At 64.7% G+C, this 19163-nt stretch carries 6 protein-coding genes, 1 tRNA gene and 3 rRNA genes; 9 read left to right on the top strand and 1 reads right to left on the bottom strand.

Features of this window, described 5'->3' with window-relative positions:
• Positions 1-47: 47 nt before the first annotated feature.
• The 7 genes from thyX to OG623_RS08175 all read left to right on the top strand — a co-directional run bounded on the left by thyX (position 48) and on the right by OG623_RS08175 (position 9643).
• A complete protein-coding gene (gene thyX, locus OG623_RS08205; protein WP_406145553.1) occupies positions 48-785 on the top strand; it encodes an FAD-dependent thymidylate synthase in 738 nt (245 codons plus the stop codon).
• Positions 786-937: 152 nt separating this feature from the next.
• Positions 938-1837, top strand: coding sequence for a 4-hydroxy-tetrahydrodipicolinate synthase (gene dapA, locus OG623_RS08200; protein ID WP_406145551.1), 900 nt, complete (start codon positions 938-940; stop codon positions 1835-1837).
• A gap of 130 nt (positions 1838-1967) precedes the next feature.
• Entirely contained in the window at positions 1968-3653 is a 1686-nt protein-coding gene (locus OG623_RS08195) for a ribonuclease J (protein ID WP_406145549.1), read from the top strand.
• 631 nt (positions 3654-4284) lie between these two features.
• Positions 4285-5810: ribosomal RNA gene (locus tag OG623_RS08190) — 16S ribosomal RNA — on the top strand.
• Between the two features lie 296 nt (positions 5811-6106).
• A 23S ribosomal RNA gene (locus OG623_RS08185) occupies positions 6107-9231 on the top strand.
• Between the two features lie 79 nt (positions 9232-9310).
• Positions 9311-9427 (top strand): 5S ribosomal RNA (gene rrf / locus OG623_RS08180).
• The 16S, 23S and 5S rRNA genes sit together here with 1 tRNA gene alongside, the layout of an rRNA operon.
• Before the next feature lie 143 nt (positions 9428-9570).
• Positions 9571-9643 (top strand) — tRNA-Thr (locus tag OG623_RS08175).
• A gap of 73 nt (positions 9644-9716) precedes the next feature.
• Here the strand turns inward: OG623_RS08175 and OG623_RS08170 are convergent.
• The gene (locus tag OG623_RS08170) at positions 9717-12344 is read right to left on the bottom strand and encodes a SpoIIE family protein phosphatase (RefSeq protein ID WP_406145547.1); all 2628 of its coding nucleotides are present in this window, start codon (positions 12342-12344) and stop codon (positions 9717-9719) included.
• Between the two features lie 402 nt (positions 12345-12746).
• Between OG623_RS08170 and OG623_RS08165 the strand changes: the two genes are divergently transcribed.
• Together OG623_RS08165 and OG623_RS08160 are read left to right on the top strand one after the other, a co-directional pair.
• Positions 12747-18176 (top strand): HAMP domain-containing protein, encoded by a 5430-nt coding sequence (locus OG623_RS08165; protein ID WP_406145546.1) that lies wholly within the window; start codon positions 12747-12749, stop codon positions 18174-18176.
• A gap of 244 nt (positions 18177-18420) precedes the next feature.
• The gene (locus OG623_RS08160) at positions 18421-19101 is read left to right on the top strand and encodes a two-component system response regulator (protein ID WP_406145545.1); all 681 of its coding nucleotides are present in this window, start codon (positions 18421-18423) and stop codon (positions 19099-19101) included.
• The last annotated feature ends 62 nt before the right edge of the window (positions 19102-19163 follow it).

Raw genomic sequence — 19163 nt, 5'->3', positions numbered from 1 at the left:
CCGTAGAGTGGACGCCGCCCGAGCGACGCCATTGGAAGGACCCGTCGGTGACCGACACTCCCGAGCCCACGAAGGCTCATTTCCGCAGCGACGTCACCGTCGACCTGGTGAAATCCGCCGCCGGCGATTCCGATGTGCTGTTCGCCGCCCGTGTGTCGACGGCGGGGGAGCAGTCCCTCGAAGAGGTCGCGAAGGACCCGGAGCGCTCGAAGGGGCTCATCAACTATCTGATGCGGGACCGGCACGGCAGCCCGTTCGAGCACAACTCGATGACCTTCTTCATCAGCGCCCCGATCTTCGTGTTCCGCGAGTTCATGCGGCACCGCGTGGGCTGGTCGTACAACGAGGAATCGGGCCGCTACAGGCAGCTCGAACCGGTCTTCTACGTCCCGGGGGAGTCCCGCAAGCTCATCCAGCAGGGCCGCCCGGGCAAGTACGAATTCGTCGAGGGGACCCCGGAGCAGCACCGGGTCACCAGCCGCGCCATGGAGGACTCCTACCGCCAGGCGTACGACGCCTACCAGGAGATGCTCGCCGCCGGAGTCGCCCGCGAGGTCGCCCGCTCGGTGCTCCCCGTCGGCCTGTTCTCCTCGATGTACGCCACCTGCAACGCCCGCTCGCTGATGCACTTCCTGGGACTGCGTACGCAGCACGAGCTGGCCAAGGTCCCGTCCTTCCCACAGCGCGAGATCGAAATGGTCGGCGAACAGATGGAAGACCACTGGCGGCGCCTGATGCCGCTCACTCATGCCGCCTTCAACAAAAACGGACGGGTAGCCCCGTAGGCGGTGTCCGTATTGCGACGTTTCGTGAAGTTCATCTAGGCTGATCAAACGGACCCGGCACTGCCTGAACCCCCGAGCAGGCAGTGCCGGGCTCCTCTTCCTCGTCCCCCCGAGGGGCCACAGCGCTCCGAGCAACGAGTAGCGTGTTACCCATGGCTCCGATCTCCACTCCGCAGACCCCCTTCGGGAGGGTCCTCACCGCTATGGTCACGCCGTTCACGGCGGACGGCGCACTCGACCTCGACGGTGCCCAGCGGCTCGCCACCCATCTGGTGGACGCAGGCAACGACGGCCTGATCATCAACGGCACCACCGGTGAGTCGCCGACCACCAGCGACGCGGAGAAAGACCAGCTCGTACGGGCTGTGCTGGAAGCCGTAGGAGACCGGGCCCTCGTCATCGCAGGCATCGGGACCAACGACACCCGGCACAGCGTCGAGCTGGCCCGCACCGCCGAGCGCACCGGCGCCCACGGCCTCCTCGCGGTCACGCCGTACTACAACAAGCCGCCGCAGGAGGGCCTCCTGCGGCACTTCGGCGCCATCGCGGACTCCACGGAACTCCCGGTCATGCTGTACGACATTCCGGGCCGCAGCGGTGTGCCGATCGACACGGAGACGCTCGTACGACTCGCCGAGCACCCCAGGATCGTCGCCAACAAGGACGCCAAGGGAGACCTGGGCCGCTCCAGCTGGGCCATCGCCCAGTCGGGCCTCGCCTGGTACTCGGGTGACGACATGCTCAACCTCCCCCTGCTGTCGGTCGGCGCCGTCGGATTCGTCTCCGTCGTCGGCCATGTCGTCACCCCGGAGCTGCGCGCGCTCATCGAGGCCCACCTCGGCGGCGACGTACAGAAGGCGACGGAGATCCACCAGAAGCTGCTCCCGGTCTTCACGGGGATGTTCCGCACCCAGGGCGTGATCACCACCAAGGCCGCGCTCACCCTCCAGGGCCTGCCCGCCGGCCCGCTGCGCCTCCCTCTGGTGGAACTCACCGCACAGGAGACGGCCCAGCTCAAGATCGATCTGGCTGCCGGTGGGGTACAGCTCTAACCACGGACTTCACAACTGAATACGCGAGGACACTCGCGACGGAAACACCACCTGACAACAGCAAGTGCACGATCGACATGCGCGCCACGTGCCCTCAGCGGTACGTGGCGCGCGTGGTAAGGAGAGTCTTTTGAGTCATCCGCATCCTGAACTCGGTACCCCGCCGAAGCTGCCGAAGGGCGCCCTGCGGGTCACCCCGCTGGGCGGCCTGGGCGAGATCGGCCGCAACATGACGGTCTTCGAGTACGGCGGCCGCCTGCTCATCGTCGACTGCGGTGTGCTCTTCCCGGAGGAGGAGCAGCCCGGCATCGACCTGATCCTCCCGGACTTCACCACCATCCGGGACCGCCTGGACGACATCGAGGGCATCGTCCTCACGCACGGCCACGAGGACCACATCGGGGGTGTCCCGTATCTGCTCCGGCTGAAGCCGGACATCCCCCTCATCGGCTCCAAGCTGACCCTCGCGCTCATCGAGGCGAAGCTCCAGGAGCACCGGATCCGTCCCTACACCCTCGAGGTGGCCGAGGGGCAGCGCGAGCGCATCGGCGGGTTCGACTGCGAGTTCGTCGCGGTCAACCACTCCATCCCGGACGCACTCGCCGTCGCCATCCGCACCCCTGCGGGCATGGCCGTGGCAACCGGTGACTTCAAGATGGACCAGCTCCCGCTGGACGGCCGTCTCACCGACCTGCACGCCTTCGCCAGGCTGAGCGAGGAAGGCATCGACCTTCTCCTCTCCGACTCGACGAACGCCGAGGTCCCGGGATTCGTCCCGCCGGAGCGGGACATCTCCAACGTCCTGCGGACGGTGTTCGCCAACGCGCAGAAGCGCATCATCGTGGCCAGCTTCGCCAGCCACGTCCACCGCATCCAGCAGATCCTGGACGCCGCCCACGAGTACGGCCGGCGGGTGGCCTTCGTCGGACGCTCCATGGTCCGCAACATGGGCATCGCCCGCGATCTGGGCTACCTGAAGGTGCCCGCAGGACTGGTCGTCGACGTCAAGACCCTCGACGATCTGCCCGACGACGAGGTCGTGCTGGTCTGCACGGGCTCGCAGGGCGAGCCGATGGCAGCCCTCTCCCGTATGGCCAACCGTGACCACCAGATCCGGATCGTTCCGGGCGACACGGTGATCCTGGCGTCGTCGCTGATCCCGGGCAACGAGAACGCGGTCTACCGCGTGATCAACGGCCTGACCCGCTGGGGCGCGCACGTCGTCCACAAGGGCAACGCCAAGGTCCATGTCTCGGGCCACGCCTCGGCCGGCGAGCTGCTGTACTTCTACAACATCTGCAAGCCGAAGAACCTGATGCCGGTGCACGGCGAATGGCGCCACCTCAGGGCCAACGCCGAACTCGGTGCGCTGACCGGCGTGCCGAAGGACCACATCGTCATCGCCGAGGACGGCGTGGTCGTCGACCTCATCGACGGCAAGGCGAAGATCGTCGGCAAGGTCCAGGCCGGTTACGTGTACGTCGACGGCCTCTCGGTCGGCGATGTCACGGAGACCTCGCTCAAGGACCGCCGCATCCTCGGTGACGAGGGCATCATCTCGGTCTTCATCGTGGTCGACAGCTCCTCCGGCAAGATCGTGGGCGGGCCCCATATCCAGGCCCGCGGCTCAGGCATCGATGACGGTGCGTTCACCGCGGTGGTGCCCAAGGTCGAGGACGCGCTCAACAAGTCGGCGCAGGACGGCGTGATGGAGCCGCACCAGCTCCAGCAGCTGGTCCGGCGCACGGTGGGCAAGTGGGTGTCGGACACCTACCGCCGGCGTCCGATGATCCTTCCGGTCGTCGTCGAGGTCTGACGTACGCGCGGCCGCTGGGCCGCCAACCAGGAGCGGGGCGCCCCGATTTGCATCGGGGCGCCCCGCTCCAGTACGTTTGCCATTCCGCCCGAACGGGAAGCCCTCCGCGCACATGTGCGCCGGGAGCCCTTCGAGGAGGCGGGAAATCCGGCTCAGAATCTCTGATAAAGTCGGGTCCGCCGAAGGGCAAAGGCCACTCCACAGGCCGCTGGAATCAAATTCGGACCGGAAACGGAACGAAAAGAGTCTGGTAAAGTTGGAAACGCCGAAAGGGAAACGCGAAAGCGAAGAACTGGACGCGAAACAGTGAGATCCCGCTTCGGCCGGGAATCGGACACGAAAGAGTCTGATAGAGTCGGAAACGCAAGAACACGAAGGGAAGCGCCCGGAGGGGCCCGGTGAAACGGGACCGAAGGAAGCGTCCGTTCCTTGAGAACTCAACAGCGTGCCAAAAGTCAACGCCAGATATGTTGATACCCCGGCCTGCTTCGGCAGGTTGGTGGTTCCTTTGAAAAGTCCTACCGGTCCTTCGGGTCGGGTAGGCAACAACAGCGAGGACGCTGTGAACGACCGGTCTTATTCCGACTTGGTTGTTCCGCTCTCGTGTTGTGATCCCGATTACGGGAAAACATTCACGGAGAGTTTGATCCTGGCTCAGGACGAACGCTGGCGGCGTGCTTAACACATGCAAGTCGAACGATGAAGCCTTTCGGGGTGGATTAGTGGCGAACGGGTGAGTAACACGTGGGCAATCTGCCCTTCACTCTGGGACAAGCCCTGGAAACGGGGTCTAATACCGGATAACACTCTGTCCCGCATGGGACGGGGTTAAAAGCTCCGGCGGTGAAGGATGAGCCCGCGGCCTATCAGCTTGTTGGTGGGGTGATGGCCTACCAAGGCGACGACGGGTAGCCGGCCTGAGAGGGCGACCGGCCACACTGGGACTGAGACACGGCCCAGACTCCTACGGGAGGCAGCAGTGGGGAATATTGCACAATGGGCGAAAGCCTGATGCAGCGACGCCGCGTGAGGGATGACGGCCTTCGGGTTGTAAACCTCTTTCAGCAGGGAAGAAGCGAAAGTGACGGTACCTGCAGAAGAAGCGCCGGCTAACTACGTGCCAGCAGCCGCGGTAATACGTAGGGCGCAAGCGTTGTCCGGAATTATTGGGCGTAAAGAGCTCGTAGGCGGCTTGTCACGTCGGATGTGAAAGCCCGGGGCTTAACCCCGGGTCTGCATTCGATACGGGCTAGCTAGAGTGTGGTAGGGGAGATCGGAATTCCTGGTGTAGCGGTGAAATGCGCAGATATCAGGAGGAACACCGGTGGCGAAGGCGGATCTCTGGGCCATTACTGACGCTGAGGAGCGAAAGCGTGGGGAGCGAACAGGATTAGATACCCTGGTAGTCCACGCCGTAAACGTTGGGAACTAGGTGTTGGCGACATTCCACGTCGTCGGTGCCGCAGCTAACGCATTAAGTTCCCCGCCTGGGGAGTACGGCCGCAAGGCTAAAACTCAAAGGAATTGACGGGGGCCCGCACAAGCAGCGGAGCATGTGGCTTAATTCGACGCAACGCGAAGAACCTTACCAAGGCTTGACATATACCGGAAAGCATCAGAGATGGTGCCCCCCTTGTGGTCGGTATACAGGTGGTGCATGGCTGTCGTCAGCTCGTGTCGTGAGATGTTGGGTTAAGTCCCGCAACGAGCGCAACCCTTGTTCTGTGTTGCCAGCATGCCCTTCGGGGTGATGGGGACTCACAGGAGACTGCCGGGGTCAACTCGGAGGAAGGTGGGGACGACGTCAAGTCATCATGCCCCTTATGTCTTGGGCTGCACACGTGCTACAATGGCCGGTACAATGAGCTGCGATGCCGCGAGGCGGAGCGAATCTCAAAAAGCCGGTCTCAGTTCGGATTGGGGTCTGCAACTCGACCCCATGAAGTCGGAGTTGCTAGTAATCGCAGATCAGCATTGCTGCGGTGAATACGTTCCCGGGCCTTGTACACACCGCCCGTCACGTCACGAAAGTCGGTAACACCCGAAGCCGGTGGCCCAACCCCTTGTGGGAGGGAGCTGTCGAAGGTGGGACTGGCGATTGGGACGAAGTCGTAACAAGGTAGCCGTACCGGAAGGTGCGGCTGGATCACCTCCTTTCTAAGGAGCATCTAGGTTCCTTTCGGGGAATCCAGAGACCATTTCGTCGGCAAATGTTCGACGGTGGTTGCTCATGGGTGGAACGTTGACTATTCGGCGCGACAGGTTGTTTTCACTAGTACTGCTTCGGCGTGGAACGTGAGGGTGATCGGTCGGGTCGGGCACGCTGTTGGGTATCTGAAGGTATGGCCGTAAGGCTGCCTTTGGTTGCCGGCCCCAGTGAACTCGCCTGTAAGGGTGGGGTGGTGGGTGGCTGGTCGTTGTTTGAGAACTGCACAGTGGACGCGAGCATCTGTGGCCAAGTTTTTAAGGGCGCACGGTGGATGCCTTGGCACCAGGAACCGATGAAGGACGTGGGAGGCCACGATAGTCCCCGGGGAGCTGTCAACCAAGCTTTGATCCGGGGGTTTCCGAATGGGGAAACCCGGCAGTCGTCATGGGCTGTCACCCGCTGCTGAACACATAGGCAGTGTGGAGGGAACGAGGGGAAGTGAAACATCTCAGTACCCTCAGGAAGAGAAAACAACCGTGATTCCGGGAGTAGTGGCGAGCGAAACTGGATGAGGCCAAACCGTATGCGTGTGATACCCGGCAGGGGTTGCGCATGCGGGGTTGTGGGATCTCTTTTTCATAGTCTGCCGGCTGTGAGACGAGTCAGAAACCGTTGATGTAGGCGAAGGACATGCGAAAGGTCCGGCGTAGAGGGTAAGACCCCCGTAGCTGAAACATCAGCGGCTCGTTTGAGAGACACCCAAGTAGCACGGGGCCCGAGAAATCCCGTGTGAATCTGGCGGGACCACCCGCTAAGCCTAAATATTCCCTGGTGACCGATAGCGGATAGTACCGTGAGGGAATGGTGAAAAGTACCGCGGGAGCGGAGTGAAATAGTACCTGAAACCGTGTGCCTACAAGCCGTGGGAGCGTCGCTGTGTGTGCTTGCACATGCAGTCGTGACTGCGTGCCTTTTGAAGAATGAGCCTGCGAGTTAGCGGTGTGTAGCGAGGTTAACCCGTGTGGGGAAGCCGTAGCGAAAGCGAGTCCGAATAGGGCGTTTGAGTTGCACGCTCTAGACCCGAAGCGGAGTGATCTAGCCATGGGCAGGTTGAAGCGGAGGTAAGACTTCGTGGAGGACCGAACCCACCAGGGTTGAAAACCTGGGGGATGACCTGTGGTTAGGGGTGAAAGGCCAATCAAACTCCGTGATAGCTGGTTCTCCCCGAAATGCATTTAGGTGCAGCGTCGTGTGTTTCTTGCCGGAGGTAGAGCACTGGATAGGCGATGGGCCCTACCGGGTTACTGACCTTAGCCAAACTCCGAATGCCGGTAAGTGAGAGCGCGGCAGTGAGACTGTGGGGGATAAGCTCCATGGTCGAGAGGGAAACAGCCCAGAGCATCGACTAAGGCCCCTAAGCGTACGCTAAGTGGGAAAGGATGTGGAGTCGCAGAGACAACCAGGAGGTTGGCTTAGAAGCAGCCATCCTTGAAAGAGTGCGTAATAGCTCACTGGTCAAGTGATTCCGCGCCGACAATGTAGCGGGGCTCAAGCGTACCGCCGAAGTCGTGTCATTCACACATATAGGGCCAACGCCTGTGTGGATGGGTAGGGGAGCGTCGTGTGCCGGGTGAAGCAGCCGTGGAAGCGAGTTGTGGACGGTTCACGAGTGAGAATGCAGGCATGAGTAGCGATACACACGTGAGAAACGTGTGCGCCGATTGACTAAGGGTTCCTGGGTCAAGCTGATCTGCCCAGGGTAAGTCGGGACCTAAGGCGAGGCCGACAGGCGTAGTCGATGGACAACCGGTTGATATTCCGGTACCCGCTTTGAAACGCCCAGTACTGAATCAGGCGATGCTAAGTCCGTGAAGCCGGCCTGATCTCTTCGGAGTTGAGGGTAGTGGTGGAGCCGATGAACCAGACTTGTAGTAGGTAAGCGATGGGGTGACGCAGGAAGGTAGTCCAGCCCGGGCGGTGGTTGTCCCGGGGTAAGGGTGTAGGACGCACGGTAGGTAAATCCGTCGTGCATATAGTCTGAGACCTGATGCCGAGCCGATTGTGGTGAAGTGGATGATCCTATGCTGTCGAGAAAAGCCTCTAGCGAGTTTCATGGCGGCCCGTACCCTAAACCGACTCAGGTAGTCAGGTAGAGAATACCGAGGCGTTCGGGTGAACTATGGTTAAGGAACTCGGCAAAATGCCCCCGTAACTTCGGGAGAAGGGGGGCCATTTCTGGTGATCCGATTTACTCGGTGAGCTGGGGGTGGCCGCAGAGACCAGCGAGAAGCGACTGTTTACTAAAAACACAGGTCCGTGCGAAGCCGTAAGGCGATGTATACGGACTGACGCCTGCCCGGTGCTGGAACGTTAAGGGGACCGGTTAGTGCACTTTCGGGTGTGCGAAGCTGAGAACTTAAGCGCCAGTAAACGGCGGTGGTAACTATAACCATCCTAAGGTAGCGAAATTCCTTGTCGGGTAAGTTCCGACCTGCACGAATGGCGTAACGACTTCTCGACTGTCTCAACCATAGGCCCGGTGAAATTGCACTACGAGTAAAGATGCTCGTTTCGCGCAGCAGGACGGAAAGACCCCGGGACCTTTACTATAGTTTGATATTGGTGTTCGGTTCGGCTTGTGTAGGATAGGTGGGAGACTTTGAAGCGGCCACGCCAGTGGTTGTGGAGTCGTCGTTGAAATACCACTCTGGTCGTGCTGGATGTCTAACCTGGGTCCGTGATCCGGATCAGGGACAGTGTCTGATGGGTAGTTTAACTGGGGCGGTTGCCTCCTAAAGAGTAACGGAGGCGCCCAAAGGTTCCCTCAGCCTGGTTGGCAATCAGGTGTTGAGTGTAAGTGCACAAGGGAGCTTGACTGTGAGACCGACGGGTCGAGCAGGGACGAAAGTCGGGACTAGTGATCCGGCAGTGGCTTGTGGAAGCGCTGTCGCTCAACGGATAAAAGGTACCCCGGGGATAACAGGCTGATCTTCCCCAAGAGTCCATATCGACGGGATGGTTTGGCACCTCGATGTCGGCTCGTCGCATCCTGGGGCTGGAGTCGGTCCCAAGGGTTGGGCTGTTCGCCCATTAAAGCGGTACGCGAGCTGGGTTTAGAACGTCGTGAGACAGTTCGGTCCCTATCCGCTGTGCGCGTAGGAATATTGAGAAGGGCTGTCCCTAGTACGAGAGGACCGGGACGGACGAACCTCTGGTGTGCCAGTTGTTCTGCCAAGGGCATGGCTGGTTGGCTACGTTCGGAAAGGATAACCGCTGAAAGCATCTAAGCGGGAAGCCTGCTTCGAGATGAGTGTTCCCACCACCTTGAGTGGTTAAGGCTCCCAGTAGACGACTGGGTTGATAGGCCAGATGTGGAAGCCCGGTAACGGGTGGAGCTGACTGGTACTAATAGGCCGAGGGCTTGTCCTCAGTTGCTCGCGTCCACTGTGTTGGTTCTGAAATAACGAACGGCCGTGTTTTTGTCCGGTGTTGGTTAATTTCATAGTGTTTCGGTGGTCATTGCGTTAGGGAAACGCCCGGTTACATTCCGAACCCGGAAGCTAAGCCTTTCAGCGCCGATGGTACTGCAGGGGGGACCCTGTGGGAGAGTAGGACGCCGCCGAACTATTATTGCGGACTAGCCCCGTGCCCTTGTGGCACGGGGCTTTTCTGCGTTCGGATGGGAGACACATGCCCATCCGTGGCCGGCGGTTTTGTGATTACCCCCGTGTTCGGGGTATGCTCTATCTCGTTGCCGCAAGGCAGCAGGCCCCAATAGCTCAGTCGGTAGAGCGTCTCCATGGTAAGGAGAAGGTCTGCGGTTCGATTCCGCATTGGGGCTCAGCACGGAGAAAGGCCCCCGCCACTGGCGGGGGCCTTTGTCATGTGTGCGTATCCGCTCGCTGCAACGTCCGTCAGAGGGTCTGCGGCTCCGGGACGCGCATGGCCAGGATGGCCATGTCGTCGGACGCGGGCTCAGCCGCGAAGCGCTCGACGGCCCGCAGGATGCGCCCGGCCACCGCGCCGGCCGTCAGGCCCGTGCACACGGCCAGGACATCGGCCAGGCCGTCGTCGCCCAGCATGCGGGTGCCCTCACGGCGTTCGGTCACTCCGTCGGTGACGCACAGGAGCACATCGCCGGGCTCCAAGGTGACCTCCTGCTCGAAGAGTTCGAGGTCCTCGATGACGCCGAGCAGCGGCTGCGGTTCGGCCGCAGCTTCCACGGAGCCGTCCTGGCGCAGACGCAGAGGCAGCGGATGGCCGGCGCAGACCACCTTCAGGAGGGCGCTGCCGTCCTCCTGGGGCCACAACTCCCCGTAGAGCAGCGTGAGGAAGCGGCTGCGCGCGCCCTCGTCCAGGATGGCGGCGTTGAGACGCTCCAGCACCGCGGGGCCGCTGAAGCCCTCGCGGGCCAGCAGGCGCAGGGCGTGACGGGCGAGGCCGGTGACGGCTGCCGCCTCGGGGCCCGTACCGCAGACGTCACCGATGGCGAAGCCGTAGGCGCCGTCGCGGATGGGGAACACGTCGTAGAAGTCGCCACCGACCTCGTTGCCCTCGCCCGCAGCACGGTAGATGACCTCGATCTCGACGTTCGGCACATCGGGCAGGCCGGGCGGGAGCAGGCTGCGCTGGAGCGACTGGCTGATGGCCATGCGCTCCGAGTACAGACGGGCGTTGTCGAGGGCCAGGGCGGCCCGTCGTGACAGGTCCTCGGCCAGCTCCAGGATCTCCTGGCGGAAGTGCTCGTCGGACGGCTTGCCGAGCGTCAGCATGCCGATCACACGGTTCCTCGCCACCAGTGGCAGGACCACCGTCTCGCCTCCGACGGCGGCCGCCGTGGCCAGCGTCGTACGGGTGGCCGCCCCCATACTCAGAGGCGCGTCCCTGCTCAGGGTGCGTGTGGAGGTGCGCAGGGCGGCCTGGTGGCCGGCTTCCGTAGGCGCCGCCCACAGGCGGGCACCAGGGGCCGGGACGGGGTCGGGCGGGGCGATGGAGGAGAGCAGCGCCTTGAGGCCGTCGATGCGTTCCTCGTCCTCGTGGAGCACGTAGGACAGATACGGCTCCGAGGACTGGTCCGCGATCGTGTAGACGGCGCACCAGGTGGCCAGCGTGGGCACGGTCATCTGTGCCATCAGCGCGAGGGTCTGGTCCCTGTCCAGGGTGCCGGCCAGCAGATCGGACGCCTCGACGAGGAAGGACAGCGAGCCGCGGCGCAGGCGTTCGAGCTCGCCCAGCCTGGCCGACTCCACAGCCAGCGCGATGCGGTCAGCGGCGAACTGCAGCCGCAGGGCCTCCTCGTTGGAGTACCTCCCGGCTGCCTCGGCCGCGACCCCGAGGGATCCGGTGAGGCGGCCCTCGACCTTGAGCGGGACCGTGACGACCGAACGCATCCCGGTGTCGACGAGCAGCGGTACGGCGCCCGGGACGACGGTGAGGTCCTCGTGGACGGCGGGCATACGGGCGGAGCCGTAGCGGCCCGTGCCGGCCTCGACAGGGACCCGTGCGAAGCGCTGGCGGGCCGACGGGAGGCCGGTGGTCGCACGGACCTCGAGCTCGGTCTCGTCATCGGTGGCCAGCAGCAGGAAGGCGGCATCGGCGTCCAGCATGTCGCGGGCGCGCTCGACCGTGCGTTGCAGCAGTCCGTCGAGGTCGTCGGGGGCGGGGGAGCCGATGAAGACCTCGAAGGGGTCCGTACTGCGATTTTCGGCCGAAGTGTCGGTCACGGGGGCGCGCACCGGCGTCTGCAGCACGGCACGTTCGTCATCGCGTACGAGGAGGCAGACCGTGGAGGGCTCGCCGTCGGGATCGCGGACTCTGAGGTGCGAGGCGTACACGGGGATGACACGGCCGTCGGCGCCGCGGATGCCGTAGCTGCCCTCCCAGCGGGAGAGCTGGAGCGCGTCGGCGATGCCGGTGTTGGTGCCCGGGGTGTGCGGCCACGCCACGAAGTCGGTGAGCTGCTTGCCGTCGACCTGGTCCGCGGCGTACCCGAAGAGGAAGGACGCGTCTTCGTTCCACGAGGCGATGGAGCCCGAGCCGTCGATCTGGACGACCGCCACCCGTACGCGTTGCTCAGCGACCGGCAGGAGCGCGGTGGGCAGGACCGGGCTCGCCGAGCGGATGCCCACGGGACGTTCGGGAAGGTCCAGCTGGAACCAGACGTGCTTGTGCGTCGGGGTGTACTCGACTCCCCAGCGGGAAGCGAGCGCCGCACAGAGGAGCAGGCCACGGCCGCCCTCGCGGTCCGGGCTGCCGAAGTCGAGTCCTGAGCTCTGGAGCGGGACCTCCCGCTCCGGGTAGTGGTCGGAGACCTCGACGCGTACGCCGTCCTCGGTGCGCAGGCAGAGCACATCGGCCGCCGTGCCCGCATGCACGACCGCATTGGTCACCAGTTCACTGGTAAGGACGACGGCGTCGTCAACGACGTCGGTGTAACCCCACCCCTGAAGGGTGTCACGGACGAACGCGCGGGCGGTCGCGACCGAGCGTCCGACCGGATCGAAGGTGGCAGCCGCGCGCGCGGTGATCACAGCACTCCCCATATGGTGTCTCGTCGCTTCCCCGAGTCCTGTGCCCGTATGTCGCCGCTTCGATTCGTCTGCCAGGCTAGACGTTCGCCCGGCGTCCCGGGTACACGAGGGCAGACTTGGGTACACAGGGCATCCGACGGCAGTGCGCCGTGCGCACAACTATGGGCCCCCCGGTGAGGGAAATGGGACGAGAGTGAGACCTTCCTCGCCCTCCCGTTCCGGCCTGGTACGTTTCAACGATTTGACGACCGCATAGTCACCCGTTGACGGTGTGCTGTGGCGGTGAGCCAAAGTGGAAGTGGGCAAGCTTCCGATAACGGCCCGAGCGATACGGTCAACCCCTGCGGGAGGGACACGGTGGAGTCTGGCGTGGCGGCGCGGGGTTCAGGAACGCGCACAAAAGGCGGGCAGTCCGTGAAAAAGCAGCGCAACGGGACCATCGACGTGGACGCGGCAGCTCTGAACAGACTGCTCGCGGCCCTCGTGGCGATGCGTGACGGCAACTTCCGCAGGCGGCTCACCGTCTCGGGTGACGGCGTACTCACGGAGATCGCCGCCGTCTTCAACGAGGTCGCCGACCGCAATCTCCATCTGACCGGCGAGCTCGCCCGTGTGCGGCGCATGGTCGGGCGTGAGGGGAAACTCACCGAGCGTCTGGAGACCGGCGCCTGCGAGGGCTCCTGGGCGGCCGCGATCGATGCCTCCAACGAGCTCGTCGACGATCTGGCGCGACCCGTGTCCGAGGTCGGCCGGGTACTCTCCGCGGTCGCCGACGGTGATCTCGAGCAGCGGATGGAACTGCGCACGCACGCGGTGGACGAGACCGTACGTCCGCTTCGCGGTGAGTTCCTCAAGGTCGCCCGCACCGTCAACAACCTGGTCGACCAGCTGTCCGCGTTCACCGAGCAGGTGACGCGCGTCGCGGTCGAGGTGGGCACCGAGGGCAAGCTGGGCGGGCAGGCCCAGGTACGCGGTATGTCCGGGTCCTGGAAGGACCTCACGGACTCCGTCAACACCATGGCCTACCGGCTGACCGCACAGGTGCGCGACATCGCCCTGGTGACGACAGCTGTCGCCAAGGGGGACCTGTCACGCAAGGTCACCGTCCATGTGGCCGGTGAGATGCTCCAGCTGAAGAACACCGTCAACACGATGGTGGACCAGCTGTCGTCGTTCTCCTCCGAGGTGACCCGGGTGGCCCGTGAGGTGGGCACCGAGGGTGAACTGGGCGGGCAGGCGACGGTGCCCGGGGTGGCGGGGGTCTGGAAGGACCTCACGGACTCCGTCAACACGATGGCGGGGAACCTGACGTCGCAGGTGCGTGGCATCGCCGAGGTGACGACAGCCGTTGCCAACGGCGACCTGACCCAGAAGGTCACGGTGAGCGCCCGCGGTGAGGTCGCACAGCTCGCCGAGACGATCAACCAGATGACCGAGACGCTGCGCACCTTCGCGGACGAAGTGACACGTGTGGCCAGCGAGGTCGGTGGCGAGGGGCTGCTCGGCGGCCAGGCCCAGGTGCCGGGTGCGGCGGGCACCTGGAAGGACCTCACCGACTCGGTGAACACGGTCTTCCGTAACCTGACGACCCAGGTGCGTGACATCGCACAGGTGACCACGGCGGTGGCCAGCGGTGACATGACGCAGAAGGTCACGGTCGACGTGGCCGGTGAGATGCTGGAGCTGAAGAACACCGTCAACACGATGGTCGACCAGCTCCAGGCCTTCGGTTCGGAGGTGACCCGGGTCGCCCGGGAGGTCGGTGTCGAGGGCCGTCTCGGTGGTCAGGCCGAGGTGCCGGGGGCGGCGGGGACGTGGAAGGACCTCACCGACTCGGTGAACACCGCCTTCCGCAACCTCACCGGCCAGGTGCGTGACATCGCGCAGGTGACCACGGCCGTCGCCAACGGTGACCTGTCGCAGAAGGTCACCGTCGATGTGGCCGGTGAGATGCTGGAGCTGAAGAACACCGTCAACACGATGGTGGCGCAGCTGTCGTCGTTCGCCGACCAGGTGACGCGGATGGCGCGGGACGTGGGCACGGAGGGCCGCCTCGGCGGTCAGGCGCGCGTGGACGGCGTCTCGGGTACGTGGAAGGAGCTCACGGACTCCGTCAACTTCATGGCGGGGAACCTGACCTCCCAGGTGCGCCAGATCGCGCAGGTGACCACGGCGGTGGCCCGGGGCGACCTGTCGCAGAAGATCGACGTGGACGCGCGGGGCGAGATCCTCGAGCTGAAGAACACCATCAACACGATGGTCGACCAGCTCTCCGCCTTCGCGGAGCAGGTGACCCGGGTGGCCCGCGAGGTGGGCACGGACGGGCGGCTCGGCGGGCAGGCCCAGGTGCCGGGTGTGGCCGGTGTGTGGCGCGATCTGACCGACTCGGTGAACGGCATGGCGGGGAACCTCACCGCTCAGGTCCGTAACATCGCGCAGGTCGCCACGGCCGTGGCGCGCGGTGACCTGTCGCAGAAGATCGACGTGGACGCGCGGGGCGAGATCCTCGAGCTGAAGAACACCCTCAACACGATGGTCGACCAGCTGTCGAACTTCGCCGAGCAGGTGACCCGGGTCGCCCGTGAGGTGGGTACGGAGGGCATCCTCGGCGGTCAGGCCGAGGTGCAGGGTGTGTCCGGTACGTGGAAGGACCTCACCCAGTCCGTCAACGGCATGGCGAACAACCTGACCCTTCAGGTCCGCAACATCGCCGAGGTCACCACAGCGGTCGCCAAGGGCGACCTCTCCAAGAAGATCACCGTCGACGCCAAGGGCGAGATCCTCGAACTGGTCACCACCGTCAACACGATGGTCGACCAGCTGATGAACTTCGGTGACGAGGTGTCCCGCGTCGCCCGTGAGGTCGGCACCGAGGGCATCCTCGGTGGCCAGGCGCGCGTGCGTGGTGCCACGGGCATCTGGAAGGACCTCAGCGAGAACGTCAACCTGATGGCCAACAACCTGACCAGCCAGGTGCGCAACATCTCCAGGGTCTCCTCCGCCGTCGCCAACGGTGACCTGACGAAGAAGGTCACCGTCGAGGCGAGGGGCGAGGTCGCCGAACTCGCCGACACCGTCAACACCATGGTGACGACCCTGTCCTCCTTCGCCGACGAGGTGACCAGGGTGGCCCGCGAGGTGGGCACCGAGGGCGAGCTGGGCGGCCAGGCGCGCGTACCGGGCGTCTCCGGTACCTGGAAGGACCTCACCGAGTCCGTGAACTCGATGGCGTCCAACCTGACCGGCCAGGTGCGCCAGATCGCCACGGTCACCACGGCCATCGCCAAGGGTGATCTCACCAAGAAGATCGACATCGATGCGCGCGGCGAGATCCTTGAGCTGAAGAACACCATCAACACGATGGTCGACCAGCTCTCCTCCTTCGCCGAGCAGGTGACCCGGGTGGCCCGCGAGGTGGGCACCGAAGGGCAGCTGGGCGGCCAGGCCCGGGTGCGGGACGTCGACGGGACCTGGCGCGACCTCACCGAGTCGGTGAACGAGATGGCAGGGAACCTGACCCGTCAGGTGCGCGCCATCGCGGCCGTCGCCACCGCGGTGACCCGCGGCGATCTCAACCTCAAGATCGACGTGGACGCGGCCGGCGAGATCCAGGTGCTCCAGGACAACATCAATACGATGATCGCGAATCTGCGCGACACCACCCTGGCCAACAAGGAGCAGGACTGGCTCAAGGGCAACCTCGCCCGGATCTCCGGTCTGATGCAGGGCCGTCGCGATCTCGACGACGTCGCCTCGCTGATCATGAGCGAGCTGACCCCGGTCGTCTCCGCGCAGCACGGTGCGTTCTTCCTGGCGATGACCACGGGGGAGGGCGACGAGGTCGGGTCCGACGGCGGCAGGGAGAGCTCGTACGAGCTGCGGATGCGCGGGAGTTACGGCTACTCGGCCGGTTCCATGCCGACCTCCTTCCGGCCCGGTGAGACCCTCATCGGCACGGCGGCCGAGGAGAAGCGGACGATCCAGGTGGACAACGTGCCGCCGGGCTATCTGAAGATCTCCTCCGGGCTCGGCGAGGCACCGCCGGCGCATGTGATCGTGCTCCCGGTGCTCTTCGAGGGCCAGGTGCTGGGCGTCATCGAGCTGGCGTCGTTCCAGCCGTTCACACACATCCAGCGGGACTTCCTCAACCAGCTCGCCGAGATGATCGCCACGAGCGTCAACACGATCAGCGTCAACACCAAGACCGAGAAGCTCCTCGAACAGTCCCAGGAGCTCACCGAGCAACTGCGCGACCGCTCGCAGGAGCTGGAGAACCGGCAGAAGGCGCTCCAGGCCTCCAACGCGGAGCTGGAGGAGAAGGCGGAGCTGCTGGCCCAGCAGAACCGCGACATCGAGGTGAAGAACACCGAGATCGAGGAGGCGCGCCAGGTCCTGGAGGAGCGTGCCGAGCAGCTCGCCGTCTCGATGCGCTACAAGTCCGAGTTCCTGGCGAACATGTCGCACGAGCTGCGTACGCCGCTCAACTCGCTGCTCATCCTGGCCAAGCTGCTCGCGGACAACGCCGAGGGCAATCTCTCGCCGAAGCAGGTGGAGTTCGCCGAGACGATCCACGGGGCGGGTTCGGACCTGCTCCAGCTGATCAACGACATCCTCGACCTGTCGAAGGTCGAGGCGGGCAAGATGGACGTCAGTCCGACCCGGATCGCGCTGGTGCAGCTGGTCGACTACGTGGAGGCGACGTTCCGGCCGCTCACCGCGGAGAAGGGGCTCGACTTCTCCGTACGGGTGTCGCCCGAGCTCCCCGCCACGCTGCACACGGACGAGCAGCGCCTGCTCCAGGTCCTGCGCAACCTCCTGTCCAACGCGGTGAAGTTCACCGACAGCGGCGCCGTGGAGCTTGTCATCAGGCCGGCCGGTGCCGATGTGCCGAACGCCATCAGGGAGCACCTGCTGGAGGCCGGCTCGCTGCGTGACGCCGACGGCGACCTGATCGCCTTCTCCGTCACCGACACCGGAATCGGGATCGCCTCCAGCAAGATGCTGGTGATCTTCGAGGCGTTCAAGCAGGCGGACGGCACGACGAGCCGTAAGTACGGGGGGACCGGCCTCGGCCTCTCCATCAGCCGTGAGATCGCCCGTCTGCTGGGCGGGGAGATCCACGCGGCGAGCGAGCCGGGACGTGGTTCGACCTTCACGCTGTACCTGCCTCTGCACCCGAGCGAGCTGCCTCCGCAGGGCTATCCCCAGATGGGTCCTGGCCCCATCGAGGTCCACGCGGGTTCCGCCGAGGGCGCCCTGCACCTGGAGGCGGCGCAGGACTCCGGGGCCGAGCAGCCCCTCGGCGACCCGGCCAACTCCGCAGGGGTGTTCAGGCGCCGGCGCAAGGCCCTGGGCGGAGCCGCACAGCGCCCCGCGCTGGCGAACGGCAGGTCCGAGGACGAGGGCGCGTCAGGGGAGTGGGTGCAGAGCCCGCAGGAGGAGCCCGAGCCCCGCCGGACGTTCCGCTTCCACGCGGAGAAGGTGCTGATCGTCGACGACGACATCCGTAACGTCTTCGCGCTCACCAGCGTGCTGGAGCAGCACGGACTCTCGGTGCTGTACGCGGAGAACGGGCGCGAGGGCATCGAAGTCCTGGAGCAGCATGATGATGTGACCATCGTGCTGATGGACATCATGATGCCCGAGATGGACGGTTACGCGACGACGACGGCGATCCGGCGCATGCCGCAGTTCGCGGGGCTGCCGATCGTCGCACTGACCGCGAAGGCCATGAAGGGTGACCGTGAGAAGGCGATCGAGTGCGGAGCCTCCGACTACGTCACCAAGCCTGTCGATTCCGACCATCTTCTGTCGGTGATGGAGAAGTGGATGCGCGGAGAGTGACCGGGCGGCGAGCAGTTCACCGGAATCCACCGGCCGACTCTGTGCGGACGGGTGTGAGTGAGTGGATTCCGGGGAACCTTCTGGTCTTCGACCGCGTTTTCGTTATGTGCACAGTGACATCGCGGTGACAGGGTGTGGTGACGGGCGGGGTGCGGCTACCATGACCGGCACAAGGACGGACGGCGTAAGGGAGTCGTCCCCTGGGGCGGCACCCGGTGCGATGCCGGGGCGAGGAGGGCGGGCCATGGTGCAGAAGGCCAAGATCCTCCTGGTCGATGACCGGCCGGAGAATCTGCTGGCGCTGGAGGCCATCCTCTCTGCGCTCGATCAGACACTGGTACGGGCATCGTCAGGGGAGGAAGCGCTCAAGGCGCTGCTCACGGACGATTTCGCGGTTATTCTGCTGGACGTACAGATGCCCGGCATGGACGGATTCGAGACGGCCGCACACATCAAGCGGCGGGAGCGGACCCGGGACATCCCGATCATCTTCCTGACCGCGATCAACCACGGTCCGCACCACACGTTCCGTGGCTATGCGGCGGGTGCGGTGGACTACATCTCGAAGCCGTTCGACCCCTGGGTGCTGCGCGCCAAGGTCTCGGTCTTCGTCGAGCTGTACATGAAGAACTGCCAGCTGCGTGAGCAGGCGGCACTGCTGCGTCTCCAGCTCGAAGGCGGGGCCCAGCAGGGAGCCGACGAGAAGGAACCGGCCGGTCTGCTCGCCGAGCTCTCGGCGCGGCTCGCCGCGGTCGAGGAGCAGGCGGAGGCGCTCTCCAAGCAGTTGGACGACGAATCGGCGGACGCGGCGGCCGTGGCCACGGCCGCGCATCTCGAGCGGAAGCTCACCGGACTGCGCCGCGCGCTCGACGCGCTGGAGCCCGGTGCGGGGGGCTCCCCGGCGCCCCTGCCCTCGCAGAGCTGACCTCCCCGGCGACTGATGGTGCGTCAGTTGAGCGCCCCCGCAGGGGCGACACGGACGGGTGA

Source organism: Streptomyces sp. NBC_01012 (assembly GCF_045162755.1).
In the GTDB taxonomy this organism is placed as follows: Bacteria; Actinomycetota; Actinomycetes; order Streptomycetales; family Streptomycetaceae; genus Streptomyces.
Note: the sequence above shows the minus strand (reverse complement) of the source record. Positions and strands in the feature narration are given on the sequence as shown.